Origin of the sequence: Aeromonas sp. INTO2 (assembly GCF_049860605.1) — a bacterium.
In the GTDB taxonomy this organism is placed as follows: Bacteria; Pseudomonadota; Gammaproteobacteria; order Enterobacterales; family Aeromonadaceae; genus Aeromonas; species Aeromonas caviae.
Window position 1 is genome coordinate 1,668,873 of record NZ_CP187588.1, and the last position, 19,673, is coordinate 1,688,545.

Below are 19,673 nucleotides of genomic sequence, written 5' to 3' on the forward strand. Positions count from 1 at the left end.
TAAGGATCCATTGACCGATCCTTCTGCTGTAGGACAATCCGGAACCAATCACTGGTTCCGGATTTTTTTATGTCTATTGCAAACGATCTGAACGATGTTGTTGAGGCATCTGGCGACATGCTGGCTCGGCTGGCCATTTTTGCCGACCATATTCCCGACGAATGGATTACTGCCGCTGCCACCTTGTCTGAAAAGGCCACTATCCGCCGACGCCGCTTACCTTCTGATATGGTCTTGTGGCTCGTCGTGGGGATGGCCTTTTTCCGCAATGAGCCCATCTCCGAGGTCGCTCGGCGCCTCAACATCTGTGCAGAAGGGTTGGCCAATGATGCCTTGCTCGCGGACAGTGCCCTGTCTCAGGCCCGTCAGCGACTCGGCAAACAGCCGCTCGAGTGGCTGTTCAAACAGTGCGCCGATGTGTGGGGGCGGGAACGTTATCCTGAAGACCATTGGCACGGTTTACAGGTCTTTGCCATCGATGGGGCCCTGTTCCGAACCCAGGATATGCCTGAACTCAGAGCACATTTCGGCTCGGGTAACACCTCAACCAACCGGCAGACACCCTACCCGATGCTGCGGTTGGTCACGCTCATGAATGTCCGCTCGCATGTCATTGCCAACGCGGCCATCAGCCCGTACCGCAAAGGGGAAATCCCCCTGGCCAGCGAGTTCATTCACTCATTGCCGGACAAGTCAGTGACCCTGCTGGATAAAGGCTTCTTCGGTGCCGACCTGTTGCTGCGTATTCAGGCCGAAGACACCGACCGTCACTGGCTCATCCCGGAACGCAAGGGGCTGGTATACACGGAACTTGAGCGCTATGGCGACGGTGACCGTCTGTTGCAAATGACGGTCTCGCCTCAGGCTCGCAAGAAAAACCCGGCGTTGCCGACACACTGGCAAGTTCGCGCAGTGACCTATGAGGTGGCAGGCAAGGAGAAAACGGTCTTTACCTCCCTGCCCGTGGCGCGATTCAGTGCAGCTCAGGTGGCGACCCTGTACCACGAGCGCTGGGAAATCGAGCTGGGATACCGGGATATCAAAAGCGCGATGCAGCACAACGCCATCACGCTGAGAAGCAAGAAAGTGGACTTGGTCTATCAGGAGCTGTGGGGATTGCTGCTTGGATACAATCTGGTCAGGCGGGAGGCCAGCCAGGCCGCCGTAGCCCATCAGCGAGCGCCCAATGAGGTGAGCTTTAAGTTTGCCTGTCAGTTCATCGCGAACCAGATGGCAGTGATGGCGGGCGCGTTATCGCCAGCCCATACGCCACGGAGGTTGGCGGAGTTGCGGGGCTGCATAGGCGTCATGTTCATAGAAAAACGCCCCAGGCCATCGAGACCCAGGGCGGTGAAGATATCAAAGACCCGTTTTCCGGTAAATCGCAATGCGGCTCCGCTTAAGTGAACAGCATTGCGGCGAATGCCGGCTCTTTTTTTTTGGCTGAATATGCTGGCTTGATGTTTTATGGTGGTGGCAATGGGATGTGGTTTTTAACAGAGTGGGTGTTGTTGCTGCTTTTCACTGTGCTAGCGGTTCAAACAACCAAAAGGTTTCGCCGCCCAAGCCTCCCATCGGGGCTGCCCGGGCGGCGTCAGGGCCTTGCCGCGCCGATCCCGGTCAAGGCCGGCCAGAGGGGGCGCAGGCATTGACCGGGGCGTGTCGCCTCCAAGCCGGTGCCCGTGATGATGGGCGGACCGGGGGGATGGCGGTCAGGCCAGCGCCCGTGCCAGCAGGTGCACCGGGTGTTCGCAGCGAAACGCCGTGCTCATCTCGATCTGCCACTTGCAGGTCTCGCAGTCGGTGATGACCAGATCGGGTTTGAGCCGGTTTATCTGATCGAACAGCCCCTGACCGATGGCCTGGCTGGTGTCGTAGTTTTCCGACTTGAAGCCGTAGGTGCCGGCGATGCCGCAGCACTGGGAGTCCAGCACCGTCACCTTGACGCCGGGGATGGCCCGCAGCAGTTCGAGGGTGTAGATGACCCCCCCCATCTTCTCCAGGTGGCAGGGGGTGTGGTAGGCGATGTGCAGATTGAGGGGCTTCATGGCCGGTTTGTTGCCCCGATCGAACTCGTTCCACAGGAAGCGGGTCACCAGGGAGATGCGATCCCGCACCTTGTGGTTGTCCTGCTCCAGCAGGTGGGGATATTCGTCCCGCAGGGTGAAGCCGCAGGTGGAGGAGGTGGCCAAGAGCGGCATCTCGTTGCCGAGCAGGGTGTTCTCCAGCTGCTGGATGTTGAAGGCCGCCTGTTGCCTGGCCTTGTCCATGAAGCCGTTGGCAATCAGCGGCACGCCGCAGCACTTCTCCCGCGCAAGCAATTGGACGCCGATGTTCATGGCGTTGAGCACCTGCACCAGCTCCTTGCCAAGCTGCGGATGGTTGTAGTTCACATAACAGCCGTGGAAGTAGGCGATCTGGCGCGCAAAGCGGGCCTGAGTCGTTTTCTGCTTCTTGTACCAGCCGCGGAAGGTGCCTTGTGAATATTTGGGCAGGTCCCGGTGGGATGAGACCTCCAGCGCCTTGTCCAGCACCTGCTTCATCGGCTTGAGGCCGGTGGCGAAGTTGACCACCGGGGCCATCAGGGTGGACATGCTGCCCATCAGATCCGTGTGGGAGAGCACGAACTCGCGGATCCCCGGCTTGAAGCCGCTGTACTGGTGCTTGGCCTTGGCGATGATGTCGCCGATGCGCACCCCGCTCGGGCAGGCTACTTCACAGCGCTTGCAGTTGGTGCAGTATTTGAGGGCGCTGTCAAAGAGCTCCGGGCTCTTGATGCGCAGCCGCTCTCCATCCGGGCCCGCCTGCTTGGGGCCGGGGTAGGCCGGGTTGGCCTTGGCCACCGGGCAGTAGGCGGTACAGACGGTGCATTTGATGCACTGATCGAAAGTCTGGTTGGCATGATCCAGTAGCATGTCAGTTCTCCTCCCGTTGGGTGTGAAGGCACGGGATATGGGGCGAAATCATCATTGGGCTGAACTCAAAATGTGACCGGCGACCTGCCAGCCGGTGGCGATCGCGACACCTGAGCCAGAGCCCTCCTTGGATTGGGCATCGTCGTGGGCCAGCACGCCGTGTCGTTGGGGTGGGAATATGTGATTCATCTCAGCCCTCCGCCAGAATATGGCCAGCGGCTTGCCAGCCGGTGGCAACGGCCACGCCGGAGCCGGAACCTTCTTTAATGGGGTCATAGTGCGCGAGCACGCTGCCGGCGCCGTAAAGGTTGGTGAGGGGCCTGCCGCCGCGCAGCACCCGCAGCCGCTCGTCGGTCTTGACCCCGAAGCCCATGAAGGGGTGGTGGTCGAACAGGCGGCGGCCGGCCCAGGCGTCGCGCTCGGCAAGGCTCAGTACGTCGGCATCGAAGATGGGTTCACGAATGCCCCCGAGGCGCGACTCCAGTCCTCGGCTGAAGAAGCTGCCGGAGGCGAGCACGAAGTGGTCCGCCTCGAACAGCTGATCCTCCCCGTGCTGGCTGTGCACCCCGATCACCTTGTCGCCGTCATAGCGAGCGCCCAGCACCCGCTCGCTGGTGAGGAAGGTGCCGCCAAGGGCCATGAAGCGGCGCTTGAGGGCCTCCTGCATCCGCATGCCGATGAGGGATGGCGGCATGGTGGCCACCTCCTTGATGGTGCAGCCGGTGCGCCGTTCCAGCTCGCTCAGACGCGGGCCGACCAGCCCCAGCGACAGGCAGGCGGGCAGCACGATATGGCGACAGCCGGGCACGCCGCATCCCTGCATCACGCGGCTGATCTCGCGGGCCAGATCCGCCAGCAGGTCCTGCTGGCCAGGCCCCTGCTTGTCGAACAGGCGGGCGATGTCGGCGGAGCGAAACTCGTGGGGATTGCGGCTGAACTGGGCGAGCTGGGGCAGGCGAATTTCCCCGGTCAGGATGCGGCTGTGGGCAAAGCGGGCGTGGGTCGCGAGATTCGCCGCCGCGAGCGCCGGGTGAAAATCGCGAAACCCTTCCAGGGTGGCGAGCAGGATGGCGTCGGGAGCGGGGGCATCAGTCACGCAGGCACAAGTGTCGGGGGAGATCCAGGTGGATTTCAGGGTGCCGATGGGGGTCAGGCGATGGTGGTTGTGCTCCTGGCGCATCAGGGGCAGCCCCTCTTCTGCGCAGTGGCGTTGCAGATCGGCCAGACTCCCCTCGATATTCTGTATGCCTACTTTGCTGTAGGGGTGATCCGGATGGGCCGCCATGAAGGCGGGCAGGGCGGCGCGGGGATCCCCGTCGCTCTCCAGCAGATCCACCGAGCCGGAGGAGAAGTGCAGGGCGCTCTGGCCGGAGGCCATCAGCAGGGTCTTCTGGCCGGCCTCGGCCAGGCGCAGGGCCGCCGAGAGGCCCGCCATGCCGCCGCCGATCACGATGCTGTCAAATTTCATGGCTGCGCTCCTTGGTGGAATTGGCGGTGCTGGCATCGAGCGGGAAGGGGGGCTCGCTCACCAGGTGGGGGGCCGTCCACTCGCCAAGGCCGAACAGCCCTTCGTAGATCCAGTAGGTAAATTCCGCTTCCCGCAGGGCATCGCCCCACAGCACCGGCCGGGTGCCCTTGTAGCGCTCCTCCAGGAACTGGCGCAGCATGACGCAGGCCTGACGACCGTCCGCCTTGCCGTACTCCTGCATCAGACCGGCGGCGCGATAGGCGCACAGCTCCCCCTGACAGGGGCCCATGCCGAGGCGGGTGCGGCGGCGCAAGTCCACCAGGTTGTCCACGTCGAGCTCCCGCAGGGCGTATTCAATCTCGCCCGCGGTCACCATCTCGCACTCGCAGATGAGGGCGTTGGCCTTGGGGTTGTCGCGGAAAAAGGCGATGACCCGCTCGCCGTGGCGGTACTGGGCCGAGCCTTCGGCGGGTACCGAGAGACCGGGGGCGGAGACCTTCTCCGGATCCCGCGAGCCGGGCAGGCTCAGCTCGGCGGTGCGGCAGGGCTTGCTGTTGCCAAGCTTTTTGGCAAGCAAGTCGGTGGCCCATTCGGCCATCAGCCGGTAGGTCATCAGCTTGCCGCCTGTGATGGTGTTGAAACCCTGGAGGCCATCTCGTTCGGCGTGATCCAGCAGCACGATGCCACGGCTGATGTTGCGGCCGGACTCGTCGCCATCCACTGCCACCAGAGGGCGAACGCCGGCGTAGGCGCGCAGCAATCGGGTGCGGGCCATGATGGGGGCCAGTTTTATCCCCTCGCGCAGCAGCACCTCCACCTCTTCGGGCTCGACGGTGAGCTGGTCAATCTTGTGGTAATCGATGCGACTCGACGTGGTGCCGATGAGGGAGATGGTATCGCCCGGCACCAGAATGTCCGCGTCCGCCGGTTTGCGGCAGCGGTTGAGCACCAGCTGGTTGAGGCGGTAATCCATGATGAGCAATGAGCCCTTGGCGGGGAACATGCGGATGCCGAGGTCGGCATACTCGCAGATCTGCTGGCCCCAGATGCCGGCGGCGTTGATCACCTCCTGGCACTCCACCTCGAATGCTTCGCCGGTGCGGGTGTTGATGGCCTTGACCCCGTGCACCCTATCCTGGGTGCGCAGCAGCCCCAGCACCTTGCTGTGAGTGAAGATGCGGGCGCCGTGCTCCTTGGCGTCCAGCACGTTGGCGGCAGCCAGACGGAAGGGGTCGACCGTGCCGTCCGGCACCTGGATGGCACCGATCAGCGCCGGGTTGACGTTGGGTTCAAGGCGCAGCGCCTCGGCGGGATCCAGCTGGCGGGCGTCGATGCCTGCCAGGGCGCAGGCGTCCATGAAGGTATTTTGAAAATGGATGTCATCTTCCGGCAGGGTGATGAAGAGGCCGCCGGTGTCCTCGACGCAGTGGCTGGCGATCCGCTTGAGGATGCGGTTCTCCTGAATGCATTCGCGGGCGGACTCCTGATCCGTCACCGCGTAGCGGGCGCCGGAGTGGAGCAGGCCATGGTTGCGGCCCGTGGTGCCGGCGGCGATGTCGTCACGCTCAAGCAGGATGCAGTCGATGCCGCGCAGTGCGCAATCGCGCATGATGCCGGCGCCGGTGGCGCCCCCCCCTATGATGACGACTTGTGTGGTGATTCTTTTCATTCTTGCCCGTCTCATCTCTTCCAGATGAGGCCAGTGTGGCGCCTTCATGACGTAAAATGTTTGATATGGGCCAAATTAATGTTCGTAAACGCTCATTAAGTGTGAGGCGATGAGCGAAATGTGATGAACCTCACGTCACCGTCGAGGCGGGCAGGGGAAAGCATGACGGGAGGGGAGAAGGCCAGCCCGGGGGCTGGCCAGAGGGCGGCGTGGGGGAAACCTCAGCCGCAGCACTTCTTGAACTTCTTGCCGCTGCCACAGGGGCAGGGGTCGTTTCGCCCCACCCGCAGCGGCGCCGGATCCTGCTCGCCGTCGGTGTAGACCCAGCGCCCCTGATGGCGCACGAAGCGGGAGCGCTCATGGAGGCAGTGACGTTCGTCCCCCTCCAGGAACCAGGCCTTGAATTCCACCATGCCGAGGGTGTCATCGGGGCCGCCCTGGCTGGCGAGGATCTCGAGGCCATCCCAGCGGGTGTCGGTCGATGAGAGGTCGGCTGCGGTCAGCCCGTTCAGATAGTCCGGGTGCCAGCTGTGTACCAGATATTCTCCCAATCCCAGCACGAAGGCGCTGTAGCGGGATCGCATCAGCTGCTCCGGGGTGGCGGCGGGCTGACCTGCGTGGAGTACACCGCAGCACTTGGCAAGAAAAAGAGAGGAACCGCAAGGACATAGGTTCATGAGTCAGCTCATCTGGTCGATAATTAAAGGTGGCGGGATTGTAGCGAACGCACTTCCCTTTCGGCCAGCTTCCCATGCCGTTTAGGCAGACATCATGCAGCAATGAACACAGTACAAAGGGTGACACAATGACACTTAAGCAGAAGATCCTGTTACTGGGGGCCATCCCCGTGCTGCTGATGGCCCTGGTGGTCAATCTCAGCAACTACCTGGTGGCCAGGAGCGATCTGGAGTCGGATCTGGTGGTGGCGCGGGAGAGGGCAATCAAGGAGCGCAAGGCGCTGCTCAGCAGTTATCTGATGCTGGCCAAGACGGCCATCGAGGGCAGCTACGGCAAGCCTGACAGCCCCGAAGTGCGCCAGCAGGTGAAGGAGATATTGCGGCCGCTGCGCTATGGCAGCGACGGCTACTTCTTCGTCTATGACTATCAGGGCAATACCGTGCTGCTGCCGACCCGGCCCGAGATGGAGGGGAAGAACCGCTGGCAGGACAAGGACACCAAGGGGGCCTTCCTCATTCAGGGGATCATCAAGTCGGCGCGGGAAGGGGATGGCTTCTCGGAGTACTGGACCAACAAGCCCTCTATCGGGCGGGATGCCCCCAAGCTCTCCTTCAACCTGGTGCTCGACAAATATCAGTGGGTCGTGGGCACGGGCTTCTACATCGACGACATCGACAATGAGCTGGCAACCCTGCGCAGCGAGCGGGAGGAGACCATGTATGGCTCCCTGAAAACCGGGGTGCTGTTCATCCTGGTGATCCTGGGGGTGACCCTGGCGGCCACCGTGGTGATCGGCAACCGGGTCACCCGCCCGCTGGCGGATGCGGTTGCCGCACTCAACGACATCGCCGACGGGGACGGGGATCTGACCCAGCGCCTCAAGGTGCAGAGCAAGGACGAGGTGGGGCAGCTGGCCGCCGCCTTCAACCGCTTCGTCGAGCGGATCCAGTCGGTGGTGAGCCAGGTGGGGGAGACCAGTCACCAGTTGCTGGGGGCTGTGGATCGGCTGCATAGCCTGAGCGAACATGCGGACAGGCAGATGCAGGGCCACGGCAAGGAGACGGATCAGGTGGTGACAGCGGTGACCGAGATGAGCTCCACCGCCCAGGAGGTGGCGGCGAGCGCCTCCAACGCAGCCAGCGCCACCAGCGATGCGGCCCGCGAGTCCGATGCGGCCCGGGGGGTGGTGAACAGCGCCATCGGCAGCATCAACCGGCTGGTGGACGAAGTGCATGTGGCGGCCGGGGTCATCGAACAGCTCGCCCATGAGACTGGCAAGATAGGCTCCGTGGTGGAGGTCATTCGCGGCATCGCCGATCAGACCAACCTGCTGGCCCTCAACGCCGCCATTGAGGCGGCCCGGGCGGGCGAGCAGGGGCGCGGCTTTGCGGTGGTGGCGGACGAGGTGCGATCCCTCGCGGGCCGTACCCAGCAGAGCACCAAGGAGATCAACGAGATGCTCCAGCGCCTGCAGGGCGGGGTGAGGCAGGCGGTGGAGGTGATGCAGGCCAGCGAGGCACGCAGCCAGGAGACTGTGCAGGAGGCGAGCCACATCGCCAGCTCCCTGGACAGCATGGTGGCGGCGGTCGGCACCATCAACGACATGAACATCCAGATCGCCACGGCCGCCGAGGAGCAGCACGCGGTCTCCGAGGAAATCAACAAGAACCTGGTGGCCATCCAGCAGATCGTCAGCGAGCTGACCGAGGCGTCCGGGGAGTCCAGCACCACCACCCGCGCCCTGGCAGGCACGGGTGACAAATTGCGCCAACTCGTCTCCCGCTTCCGTTACTAATCACATTTTTGCCGTCTGGACAGGATTTCCAGACGGCAAATTTGGGGATCGGCGCAGAATGTGTGAAAATCGCGCCATTCGTTCTTTTCGTTAGCCCCAACCCTATGAATGAGATCGTGAAAGGCAGTATCGATTTGATCCGTCAGCTCAACTACGGCCTGGTCTATGCCAGCCTGGAGGAGCACAAGGAGCTGTCCCGTACCGATCTGTCCCGTCTGACCGGCCTGTCGCCGGCCAGCATCACCAAGATCACCCGCGAGCTGCTGGACGGCGGCCTGGTGGTCACCTGCGGCGAGAGCTCGGTGGGGCGTGGCCGTCGCCAGACCCTGCTGCGCATCAACGAGCGCCGCTTCCAGTTTCTCTCCATGCGTCTGGGGCGCGGCTATGTGGACATGGCCCTGTTCGATCTCGCGGGCCACTCCCTGGCGCGCCATCGCCATGTCTTCAACGAGGCGGAGCGTGCCGAGCTGCTGGCCAGCCTGGTGCGGGCCATCGAGGGCTTTTTGCCCAAGAAGGCGCTGCGTCTGGCCTGCATCGCCCTCTGCCTGCCCGGCCAGGTGGAGCGCCACTCCGGCATGGTCAAGCATTTTCCCTATTACGATCTGCGCAGCTGGCCCCTCGGTCCCACCCTGCAGGAAGCCTTCTCGGTTCCCGTGCTGGTGAGCGGCGACGTGCGCACCTGGATCCAGGCCGAGCGGGAGTGGGGCGCCGCCAGGAACTGCTCGGATGCGGTGCTGGTGTTCGTGCACAACGACATCGGGGTCGGCATGGTGGTCAATGGCCAGCTCATCGAGAGCGAGTCGGCTCTGCTCGGGGATCTCAGCCACCTGCAGCTCGAACCCTATGGCCAGCGCTGCTACTGCGGTGGCTTCGGCTGCGCCTGCACCCTGGTGACCAATCAGGCGCTGGAGGCGCAATATCGGGAGCTGCGCGAACGGATGCAGGAGTTCGATCTGCCCGAAAGCGTCACCATCCGCGAGCTGTGCGAGCTGGCGCTGGCCGGCAACAGCCTGTGTCAGGACATCCTGCACCAGGCGGCGGGCCGCCTTTCCCGGGTGCTGGCGAACCTCATCTGCCTGCTCAATCCGGGCAAGCTGCTGCTCGGGGGGGAGATCACCCGGGCCGATCGACTGCTCTTCCCCATGTTGCACCAGTCCCTGGCAAGCCAGTTGCCCGCCGAGTACCTGGTGCGCCTGCAGATTGAATCCACCCACTTCTACGAAGATCCCACCAAACCCACCTCGGTGCAGGTGCACAAGGCCCTGCGCGATGGCAGTCTGCTGCTCGACTTGTTGCGAGGCGACAAGGAGGCATGAGGCTCGGGTTGCAAGGACGCTTCCTGCTCATTCTCTGTCTGGTCAGTCTGTTGCAACTGGTGTTGCTGAGCGGGGCCAGCTACTACTATGTCGCCGAGCAGCGCTACCGTGAGGTGGGGGATCAGGCCCTGGATGTGGCACGGCTGGTGGCGCGAGAGTCCGGCGTCATCGCCGGGGTGAAGCGGGCGGATACGGTCCGCCTCAATGCCCTGGTGGAGCGGATCCGCGCCGAGGTCGGGGCCAGCTACATCGTCATCGGGGACAGGCAGGCACGCCGCCTGGTGCACCCCAATGCGGACCGGATTGGCAAAGCCATGGTGGGGGATGATCCCGAGCGTGCCCTGCAGGGAGAAGCCTATATCTCCAGGGCCCAAGGGTCCCTTGGGGTCTCGGTGCGCGGCAAGGGGCCCATCCGGGACGAGATGGGCAAGATCATCGGGGTGGTGTCGGTCGGCTATCTGGTGCGGGACATCGATGCGGATCTGCAGGGCTATTTGCGCTTTGGCCTGGCCATGACATTGCTCATTGTGGTACTCAACAGTGTCGCCGCCGCCTGGCTGGCCCGGCGCTACAAGAAGGCGATATTCGGCTTTGAACCCGAGCAGATGGGGCGTCTCTATGCGGAACTCGACTGTACCCTGCGCACGGTGCGCGAGGGGATCCTCACCATCGACGAGCAAGGGCGCCTCACCTCCCTGAACCCCAACGGCATCAAGCTGCTGCGCCTGGACGACACCACCGCCAGGAGCGCCATCGGCCAGCCCATCGGTCACCTGCTGCCGGGCAGTCGCATGCTCTCCATCCTGCAAGAGCAGACCCCCCAGTTTGACGAGGAGATAGTGCTCAACGGCCAGTCCCTCATCGTCAACCGCTTGCCGCTGGTGCGCGAGGGCAAGCTGATCGGCGCAGTGTCGAGCTTTCGGCGCAAGGACGAGCTGGCGGAACTCAGCGCCCAGCTCTCCCAGGTGCAGGCCTACAGCGATCTGCTGCGGGTGCAGACCCACGAACACAACAACCAGCTCGGGACCATCGCCGGCCTCATTGAGCTCGGTGCCACCCGGGAGGCGCTCGCCTTCATCGGGCGGGAGGCGGCCACCGAGCAGACCCTGCTCGGCTTCCTGATGGGGGCCATCGCCAAACCCAAGGTGGCGGGGTTGCTGCTCGGCAAATACCACAGGGCCCACGAGCTCGGTCTTGAGCTCGTGATCGATCCCGATGCCCGTCTGCACGATATTCCTGCCCGTGTCAGCGGTTCCCAGCTGGTAACGGTGCTGGGCAACCTCATCGACAACGCCTTCGAGGCGACCCGCCGCCACGGTGCGCCCTATCAGCCCATCCGGGTTTCCCTGAGCGATCTGGGGCAGGATCTGGTGCTGGAGGTGGAAGACGGGGCTGGCGGCATCGACCCGCAGTTGGCGGACAGGTTGTTCGAACAGGGGGTCAGCAGCAAGCCCGAGCCAGGACACGGTATCGGGCTCTCCCTGGTGCGCAAGACCCTGGATGCCCTGCAGGGGGAGATCACCATCGAAGCCACGACGCAGGGAAGTTGCGTCGTCTGTTACATTCCCAAGGAGGTGTGAGTGATCAAGATCCTGATCGTCGAGGATGATCCCGCCATTGCCGAGATCCACCGCCGTTTCGTGCAGCGCCTCCCCGGTTTCGAGGTGCTGGGGGTGGCGTTGACCCTGTTCGATGCCAGGGAGCAGATAGGGATCCTCCGGCCCGATCTGGTGCTGCTGGATGTCTGGTTGCCCGATGGAGAGGGGTTCTCGCTATTGAGAGAGCTGCGCCAGGCGGGGGCGAGTCTGGATGTGATCCTGCTCACCGCGGCGCGGGAAGCCGCTGCCCTGCAGGAGGCGATGCGCCTCGGGGTGGTGGATTTCATCTTGAAGCCCGTGGTGTTCGAGCGGCTGCGCGACACCCTGGAGAAGTACCGTCAGAGCATCGCCGCCCTGGCGGCGTTGGCCGACATCGACCAGCAGGCGGTGGACACCCTGTTCGGTACGCCGTTGCAGCAGGTGGCGGCAGAGGGACTGCCCAAGGGCATCGATGCTCTCACCCTGCAGCGGGTGCTGACGGCCCTGACTCCGGAGGCCGCCAGTGCCGAGGAGATAGGCAGCCGGATAGGGGTGAGCCGGACCACGGCACGCCGCTATCTGGAATTTCTGGTGGGGCAGCAACTGGCGAGCCCCGAGCTCGAATATGGCACCGTCGGGCGGCCGGAGCGGCGTTACAGCAAGCCGTGATCCGGTCGCCCGGAACCTGTTGTCCAGACAAGAAAAGAGCGCCTTTCGGCGCTCTTTTTATCAGGATTTGCTTCCCGTGGGCATCAAGGTCTCTGCGCGTGATGGTCAGGGTTCAGAGGTGGCAGAGGATCATCGATTCAGTGGCTGGTGGCAGGCTCCACCTTGGGGGCCCGGCGAGCCTGCCACCACTGCCAGACGGGCAGCAGCAACATGGTCAGGGTGATCACCGTGAAGGCGAGGGTGATGGGGCGCTCCCACAGGAAGCTCAGGCTGCCGTCGTTGATCACCAGGGCCCGGCGCAGGTTGTCCTCCAGCATGCCTCCCAGGATGAAGCCGAGCAGCATGGGGGCCATGGGGAAGGTGAGCAGGCGCAGGCCGATGGCGATCAGTGCAACGATGGCCATCACATGGATGTCCATGGTGTTGAAGGAGACCAGATAGACCCCGGTCAGGGAGAACAGCAGCACCATGGGGATGAGCACGGGGCGCGGCACCGCCAGTACCCGGGCCAGGTAGGGGATGAGGGGGAGGTTCAGGATCAACAGCACCACGTTGCCCAGATACATGGAGATGATCACCGACCAGAAGACGTCCGGATGCTCCATGAACAGACGTGGGCCCGGCTGGATGCCGTAGGCCACCAGGGCGCCCAGGATGAGGGCCGTGGTGCCGGAGCCCGGGATCCCCAGGGTCAGCAGGGGCACGAAGGAGCCGGTGGAGGCGGCGTTGTTGGCCGCTTCCGGGGCGGCCAGACCGCGCAGGCTGCCCTTGCCGAACTGCTCCTGGCGCTGTTTGCCGGCGATGTTGCGCTCGGCCCCATAGGCCATGAAGGCGGCGATGGTGGCACCGGCTCCCGGCAGCACGCCGATGAGAAAGCCCAGCACCGAGGAGCGGGCGATGGGAGGCGCGATTTCCCTGACCTCTTCCTTGCTCAGCTTGAGGCTGCCGAGCTGCTGCATCTGCCTGGCCTCTTCCTCGCTGTTGTCCTTGCCGGGGCGCAGCACCGCCATCAGGATCTCTGCGAGGGCAAAGGTGGCCATGGCCAGCAGCAGGAAGGAGAAGCCGTCACGCAGATCCGGCAGCCCGAAGGTGAACCTGTCCACCCCGACGCTGCGGTCGATGCCGATGGTGGAGATCATGATGCCGAACAGCGCCATGATCAGCGCCTTGAGCACCTGCCCCTTGCCGGCAAAGGCCGCCACGGCGGAGAGGCCCAGCACCATGAGGGCGAAGTAGTCCGCCGACTGGAAGGAGAGGGAGACCTTGGCGAGCAGGGGCGCCGCCACCATCAGCATGATGGCGGAGAGGGTGCCGCCGGTGAAGGAGGCGTAGGCGGCGATGGCCAGCGCCTTGCCCGCCTGTCCCTTGCAGGCCAGGGGATAGCCGTCGAAGGCGGTGACCACGGTGGCGGAGCAGCCGGGGGCGTTGATCAGGATGGAGGAGGTGGAACCCCCGAAGATGGCGCCGTAATAGACCCCCGCCATCAAGATGATGCCGGAGGCCGGATCCAGGCCATAGGTGATGGGGATCATCAAGGCGATGGCGGTGACCGGGCCAAGGCCCGGCAACATGCCGATAAAGGTGCCGATGAAGCAGCCAAGCACCATCATCATCAGGTTGACCGGCAGCAGTGCAGTGCCGAGTCCTTGCAAGATTCCGTCTAACATGGTGACTCCTTAGAAACCGAGCAGGGTGAACAGGCGACCCGGCTCCAGATAGACGTTGAGCCCCTTGGTGAGCAGGGCCCAGAAACCGATGGAGAAGGGGACGCTGATCATCAGGCCGTAGCGCAGACTGGGCTCACCGAGCACCCGGATGCCCACACTCAGGAAGGCGATGGTCGAGAGCACGAAGCCAAACCAGGTGAGCACCAATCCGTAAATGACCATGAGCCCGAGCAGGATGAAGACCCGGCGCCAGTCTCCCTCTTCCCGGCGCAGGGGCTCGCCCCCGGGGAAGAGCACCAGCAGCAGGGAGAGCAGCGTCCCGATCCCTGCCAGGGCATAGGGCAGGGTACTGGCGGTGAAGGGTTCGTATTCGTCGCCGGGGTAGCCCGGTATCTCGGTGGCGTAGTAGCCATAGGTGAGGGAGAGCAGCAGAAACAGCAGGCCCCCCAGTCGCTCCTTGGTAATGTTCATCTTTTGACTCCAACATGAGCGGCGGGCCTGCGCCTGCCTGCGATGGGACAGCGAGGGTTATTTGATGAAGCCGAGCTCGCGCATCAGGCCGCCGATCTGCTGCTCCTGGCCGTCAAGGAAGGCGGTGAACTCGGGACCTGACTGGTAGAGGTTGGTCCAGCTGTTGCGGCTGCGGACCACTTCCCACTCCGGCTTGTCGTACATCTGCTTGAGCAGGGCGGCAAACTCGGCGGATTTCTCCGGGCTGATGGTGGGGGAGGCGAAGTAACCGCGCCAGTTGGCGAAGACGGTGGGGTTGTTCTGCTCGCTGAAGGTGGGGATCTGCTCCGCCCCCGGCAGGCGTTTGTCGGAAGTGACCCCGAGGATCCGCATCTGGCCCGACTTGACCGCTTCCATCGCCTCGCCAAAGCCGGTGGAGATGGCCTGGGTCTCTCCGGCCAGCACGGCGGCCATGGCACTGCCACCGGCATCGTAGGCGACGTAGCGCAGCTTGCTGGCGTCGGCCCCGGCGTTCTTGAAGGTCAGGGCGGCGACCAGGTGATCCAGACTGCCAAGGGCGGAACCCCCGGCGATCTTCACCTTGGCCGGGTTCTCCTCGTAGGCTGCCAGCAGCTGGGCCCAGTTCTGATAGGGGGAGTCCGCCTTCACCGCCAGGGCCTGGTAGTCGGCGATGATGGCGGCCACTGGCGTCAGGTCACGGAAGGACTGGGGCAGCTCCTTGGAGAGGGATTTGACGATGATGGGGGTGGAGTTGACCATCAGAGTCTTGTCGGACTGGGCCGAGGTCTCGATGAGGTGGGCGATGGCCTTGGCGCCTCCACCGGCGGACATGTTCTGGTAGGAGACGGTCTTGACCAGACCGGACTTGGCCAGCACTTCACCGGTGCCGCGGGCCGTGGTATCCCAGCCGCCGCCAGCGCCGCCCGGGATCAGGAAGTGGACTTCGTTGATCTGGGCGTGGGCGCCGACGCTCAGTGCGAGCAGGCTACCGATCAGGGTGCGTTTGAGGGTTCCTTGCAACATGGTGCTCTCCTTGTGATTGTTGCAAGAAGGTTAATTAATCATGTCTGATTGGAAAACAATCTGACCGTAATGGCTATTAAGGCTGTTGTGCCCATTGTGTTCATTCTGGTCACGGGCCACAGAAGGATGTGCACAGAGACGAGGCGCCATGGGCGCCTCGTCCGGCAAGGATCACTGGGTCGGTTTCGCCGCCGATGTGCTGACGTCCTCCTTCGCCTCCTGTTTCAGGGCATCGCTCGCCTGCTGGCGCAGGGCCACCTGCTCCATCACCAGCTTGTAGGCGATGTAGTACTTGTAGATGTTGCCCACATAGGTGACCGTCTCGGGGCCGATTTTCTCTGCCGCCACGTACTCGACATTGTGGAACCAGACGTTGGGATCCAGCCCCCGTTTTCTGGCCTCGGTGCGGAGCCGCGCCACCCGGGCGGGGCCGGCATTGTAGGAGGCGAACGAGAAGAGGGCCTTGTCGAGGGCGGTCATGGGCTCGTCCGCATAGTAGTGATCGATCATCCAGCGCATGTATTTGACGCCGCCGTGAATATTGGGCTCGAGCTTGCGGATGTCGCCGACCTTCAGCCCCTTGCCGGTGGCGGGCATGATCTGCATGATGCCGATGGCGCCCACATGGCTGCGGGCCTGGTGGTTGAGGGCGGACTCCTGGTAGCCCTGAGCCGCCATCAGCAGCCAGTCCATGTCATAGCGTTCGCCATATTCACGGAACAGCTCGACCACCTGCAGGAATTTCTTGCGCTCCGCCTCGACGGCGGCGCTTTTGACGAACTTGTTCTGCTTGAGATAACGGGCCAGGATCTCATCCCCCGTCGCCTTGCCGCGCAGCGCCTTTATCTGCTCGTTGAGCATGGCGAGCAACTGGGGGCTCTCCTTGCGCACCGCCCAGGCGATGACGCCCCCTTCCCGGAACACGGGGGTGTCGTGAATGGTGATCCCGGGGAAAATCTTTTGCCAGAAGCGGGCCTTGTGCTCGTCCATGACGATGAAGGGGAGCAGGCCTGCGTTCACCATCTCCACCAGATCTTCATCTTCGAGCACCTCCGAGGCGGGCTGGAGGTCGATGAGGGGCTCTCCCGCCGACTTGCGCGCCTGGTTGTAAGCCATGAGGCTCTCGAAATAGCTCGAGGAGGGGCGCACGTAGATGCGTTTTCCCCCCAGATCGGCGGCGCTTTCCACCTTGGGCGAGTAGGGGCCGGAGACGAGCAGCTCCCGCACGTCTTGCAGCAGGGGATCGGTGAAGGTCACGCCCTGCTCCTTGCGCTTGTCCGTGATGGTGAGGTTGGCGGCGGCGATGTCGCCTTTGCCTTCGATGAGGGAGCTCAGCAGGGCTTCCCGGGCCACGGGAATGAAGACAAAGTGCACCTTGAGGTGGCGTTTGATCGCCTTTTGCTTGCGCAACTGTTCGTTGAGGCGCTTTTCCACCTGCATGAAGGCATCGTAGGTGGCCCCCCGTTGCACACCCTTGGTGATGAAAAATCCTGTCTTGTTGTAGGTGGTGAGCACCCTGATGGTGCGCTGCTCCAGCATGACGTCGAGATCTCCCAGCCTGGGTTTGGCAAGCTCGTCGTTTGCAAAGCTCAGGGCGCTTTTCTCCGTCTCTGCCTCGGGGGCCACCTGCTTGCCGGATTCGGCCCCCCAGGCTGGCGTCAGGGAGCAGAACCACCAGATCACAATCATCCATGCGCGTTTCATCACTTACACCTCGCTCGTTTTATTGAGTGTAAGTGGCACCTTGTAGAGGATTTAGCTTATTGGGTTTGATAGACCCGTCCCCATAGCACGATTTTCACTATTCCATCCAGGAGTGCCCGCCCATGAAAAAAGGAGCCTCGAGGCTCCCTTTTTTCATGGGCGGGCAGGTACTCTGCGGCTAGAACCAGAAGCCGATGATGAAGGAGCCCGCCAGGGTCAGCATGACGTTGGCCACCGCATAGGTGCCGGCGTAGCCGAGCGCCGGGATGGAGCTGTTGGCCGCTTCGTTCACCACGTCCATGGCCGGGGCGCAGGTACGTGCGCCCGTGATGGCGCCGAGCAGCAGGGCCGGGTTCATTTTCAGCACCCAGACACCGAACAGGTAGCCTACCAGCACCGGCAAGGTGGTCACCAGCATGCCGGAGAAGAGTACCACCATCCCCACTTCGCTCAGGTGATCGAGGATGCCGCCCCCGGCCTTGAGGCCGGTACTCACCATGAAGACGGCGAGTCCGAGATCCTTGGCAAGGCGCAGGGCGCCTGGTGGCACATAGCCCACCGTGGGGTGGTTGGCACGCAGGTAGCCCATCAGGATCCCCGCCAGCAGCAGGCCGACGGCATTGCCGAGGCCGAACTCTATCTGGCCGAACACCAGGGAGACGGAGCCGATGAGCAGGCCCAGTACGAAGAAGGTGGCGAAGGCCACCAGATCTGTGGTCTGGCTGTGGATGCTGATGAAGCCTATCTTGTTGGCCAGCAGCTTGACCCGCTGCTTCTCGCCGCTGATCTGCAGCACGTCGCCCTTTTGCAGCATGATGTTGCGATCGAACGGCATCTCTATCTGGGAGCGCACCACCCGGTTGAGGAAGCATCCCTTCTCGGTGAGGTTGAGCTCCACCAGATGGCGACCCACCACGGCATCATTTTTCACCACGATCTCTTCGGTGACGATCTGCAGGTCAAGGAGGTTGCGATCGAACACCTCCTTGCCGTTGCGGTAGTTGACGTCGAGCTTCTCGTGGCTCTCGGGGTAGCCCACCAGGGCGATCTCGTCCCCTTCCTGAATGACGGCGTCACCATCGGGGCTGGCCAGAATGCCGTTGCGGCGAATGCGCTCCACATAGCAGCCGGTGTGGGGATAGATGCCGGTTTCGCGCAGGGTGCGACCGCCGATCCAGGCGGCGAGCTCTGGGCCGACCCGATAGGCGCGGATGATGGGCAGATAGGTCTTGCGGCTCTCGCTGTCGGAGAGCCCCCGCTCGCGGGCGATCTTCTGGGCCTCGGTGTTGAGATCCAGCCTGGCCAGGGAAGGAAGGTAGCGCACCACCAGCATCAGGCCCACCAGGCCCACCAGGTAGGTCAGGGCATAGCCTATCCCCATGTTGTCGAGCACCGACTGCATGTCGGTCTGGTGGGGCAGGTTGAGCAATCCGCTTCGCAGGGCGTCCTGTGCCCCCACCAGGGCCGGCGTGGAGGTGAGGGAACCTGCCAGAATGCCGGCGGCCATGCCGGGCCCCAGATTGAAGAACTTGGCGAGCCCCACGGTCAGCAGCAGGGCCGACAGCAGGATCACCAGGGTCAGGGTGATGTAGTGGATGCCGTCGCGAAGGAAGACGCTGAAAAAGTGCGGCCCCGCTTCAATCCCCACGCAGAAGATGAACAGCATGAAGCCGACGTTTTCAGTGGAGGTGGAAAACTGGAATCCCATCTGGCCAAACAGCAGGGCGGTGAAGAGCACGCCTATGGTGTTGCCTATCTGGAAGTTGCCGATGCGTACCTTGCCCAGCAGCAGCCCGAAGGCTAGTACCACGAACAGCAGCAGGGAGTCGCTTTGATGTAGCAATGTCACGAAATCTATGGTCATGCCCGGAAAAACCGAGGAAAAAAGTGGGGCCGATATTGTGCCGGATCCTGTATCAAGAAAGAAGCGCCAAAGCGGATTAACAGCCAGTTAAGTGCTGGTCTCTTCGGTGAAGATAGGGATGTGAGGGGGGGCTGGGGAAAACACCTCTATTTTACGCTGCAAGGCCCGCTGTCAATGAGTGAAATATGCTGTCGAGCAGAGAGGGGATGACACTCCTGTGGACAATTTATTACCTGCTGCATGGGGAGCAAACGGGCACGTTTTTCAGCATTTTCCACTGAGGAAATTGAAGGGTTACAAAAGAGACTTATGACTCATCCGGCGAGGGCTGACCCGCAGGATGCGGCATAGCGAAAAAAAATCCCCCACGGGCAGCACCGCGAGTCGATTCATCCCATTTAGGGGGGAAGGGAAAAACAGCAGAAAATGGGGAAGAGCGGGGGCAGCCAGCGCAAACCGGGGACAATGGCTGCCAGCCCAGATGAACCGTGGCTTTGGTCAAGTTACCCACAGAAACTGTGGATAACCCTGTTCATGAAACTTGGCGATCAGGCTGAAAGCCGCGCCGATACTGGGCTGCAAGGACTGTTCAAAAAATACCTGCAATAAATTGTTTCTATAAAAATCAAATAGTTATGTGCAGCAGAACAAAACGCTGCTGGTCAGTATCGGGAGATCAAAAGGGAGTCAGGCCGCAGGGAAGGGCTTGTGCATTAAAATTGGAAGAGAAAAGCACTAAAGTGGATAACTTGCACCGAGATGGTGAGGAATTGGCTCCCCCGACTGGACTTGAACCAGTGACATACGGATTAACAGTCCGCCGTTCTACCGACTGAACTACGGGGGAATATCAGGCA

Annotated in this window: 15 protein-coding genes and 1 tRNA gene; 5 read left to right on the plus strand and 11 right to left on the minus strand. The window is 62.8% G+C overall.

Translation table 11 applies throughout. The features are described 5' to 3' along the window. The first annotated feature begins 69 nt into the window (after positions 1-69). Positions 70-1,407 (plus strand): IS4-like element ISAeme15 family transposase, encoded by a 1,338-nt coding sequence (locus ACPW74_RS07855; RefSeq protein ID WP_425858397.1) that lies wholly within the window; start codon positions 70-72, stop codon positions 1,405-1,407. A 305-nt stretch (positions 1,408-1,712) separates the two neighbouring features. Here the strand turns inward: ACPW74_RS07855 and glpC are convergent, their stop codons facing one another. The 5 genes from glpC to ACPW74_RS07880 form a co-directional block, all read right to left on the minus strand. Then, positions 1,713-2,915 (minus strand): anaerobic glycerol-3-phosphate dehydrogenase subunit GlpC, encoded by a 1,203-nt coding sequence (glpC, locus tag ACPW74_RS07860; protein ID WP_425858867.1) that lies wholly within the window; start codon positions 2,913-2,915, stop codon positions 1,713-1,715. A 51-nt stretch (positions 2,916-2,966) separates the two neighbouring features. After that, on the minus strand, positions 2,967-3,104 hold the full coding sequence (locus tag ACPW74_RS07865; RefSeq protein ID WP_185975437.1) for a hypothetical protein: 138 nt from the start codon (positions 3,102-3,104) through the stop codon (positions 2,967-2,969). Between the two features lies 1 nt (position 3,105). Continuing rightward, positions 3,106-4,383, minus strand: a complete 1,278-nt coding sequence (gene glpB / locus ACPW74_RS07870) for a glycerol-3-phosphate dehydrogenase subunit GlpB (protein ID WP_270821653.1) — start codon at positions 4,381-4,383, stop codon at positions 3,106-3,108. After that, positions 4,373-6,052 carry an anaerobic glycerol-3-phosphate dehydrogenase subunit A gene (gene glpA / locus ACPW74_RS07875; protein WP_041215061.1) on the minus strand — a complete coding sequence of 560 codons (1,680 nt, stop codon included), beginning with the start codon at positions 6,050-6,052 and terminating at the stop codon, positions 4,373-4,375. Before glpA ends, glpB begins: the two co-directional genes overlap by 11 nt. A gap of 221 nt (positions 6,053-6,273) precedes the next feature. Next, the gene (locus ACPW74_RS07880) at positions 6,274-6,729 is read right to left on the minus strand and encodes a YchJ family protein (RefSeq protein WP_080768035.1); all 456 of its coding nucleotides are present in this window, start codon (positions 6,727-6,729) and stop codon (positions 6,274-6,276) included. Between the two features lie 128 nt (positions 6,730-6,857). Between ACPW74_RS07880 and ACPW74_RS07885 the strand changes: the two genes are divergently transcribed. The 4 genes from ACPW74_RS07885 (at position 6,858) to ACPW74_RS07900 (ending at position 12,087) form a co-directional block, all read left to right on the plus strand. Next, positions 6,858-8,525 carry a methyl-accepting chemotaxis protein gene (locus ACPW74_RS07885; protein WP_309563588.1) on the plus strand — a complete coding sequence of 556 codons (1,668 nt, stop codon included), beginning with the start codon at positions 6,858-6,860 and terminating at the stop codon, positions 8,523-8,525. A 104-nt stretch (positions 8,526-8,629) separates the two neighbouring features. Next, on the plus strand, positions 8,630-9,841 hold the full coding sequence (locus ACPW74_RS07890) for an ROK family transcriptional regulator (protein ID WP_223919568.1): 1,212 nt from the start codon (positions 8,630-8,632) through the stop codon (positions 9,839-9,841). Continuing rightward, positions 9,838-11,421: an ATP-binding protein gene (locus tag ACPW74_RS07895; RefSeq protein WP_043155894.1), complete on the plus strand. Its 1,584-nt coding sequence runs from the start codon at positions 9,838-9,840 to the stop codon at positions 11,419-11,421. Before ACPW74_RS07890 ends, ACPW74_RS07895 begins: the two co-directional genes overlap by 4 nt. Then, positions 11,422-12,087: a response regulator gene (locus ACPW74_RS07900; RefSeq protein WP_201996949.1), complete on the plus strand. Its 666-nt coding sequence runs from the start codon at positions 11,422-11,424 to the stop codon at positions 12,085-12,087. Positions 12,088-12,224: 137 nt separating this feature from the next. Here the strand turns inward: ACPW74_RS07900 and ACPW74_RS07905 are convergent, their stop codons facing one another. From ACPW74_RS07905 to ACPW74_RS07930, 6 genes are all read right to left on the minus strand, one after another. Then, positions 12,225-13,754 (minus strand): tripartite tricarboxylate transporter permease, encoded by a 1,530-nt coding sequence (locus ACPW74_RS07905; protein WP_425858871.1) that lies wholly within the window; start codon positions 13,752-13,754, stop codon positions 12,225-12,227. Between the two features lie 9 nt (positions 13,755-13,763). Further along, positions 13,764-14,225, minus strand: a complete 462-nt coding sequence (locus ACPW74_RS07910; protein ID WP_425858873.1) for a tripartite tricarboxylate transporter TctB family protein — start codon at positions 14,223-14,225, stop codon at positions 13,764-13,766. Between the two features lie 57 nt (positions 14,226-14,282). Continuing rightward, positions 14,283-15,248 carry a tripartite tricarboxylate transporter substrate binding protein gene (locus ACPW74_RS07915; protein ID WP_425858875.1) on the minus strand — a complete coding sequence of 322 codons (966 nt, stop codon included), beginning with the start codon at positions 15,246-15,248 and terminating at the stop codon, positions 14,283-14,285. A gap of 171 nt (positions 15,249-15,419) precedes the next feature. Further along, positions 15,420-16,952, minus strand: a complete 1,533-nt coding sequence (locus ACPW74_RS07920) for a transglycosylase SLT domain-containing protein (protein WP_425858877.1) — start codon at positions 16,950-16,952, stop codon at positions 15,420-15,422. 178 nt (positions 16,953-17,130) lie between these two features. Beyond that, positions 17,131-18,816, minus strand: a complete 1,686-nt coding sequence (locus ACPW74_RS07925; RefSeq protein ID WP_029314601.1) for an aspartate:alanine antiporter — start codon at positions 18,814-18,816, stop codon at positions 17,131-17,133. Between the two features lie 771 nt (positions 18,817-19,587). Next, positions 19,588-19,663 (minus strand) — tRNA-Asn (locus ACPW74_RS07930). Positions 19,664-19,673 lie beyond the last annotated feature (10 nt).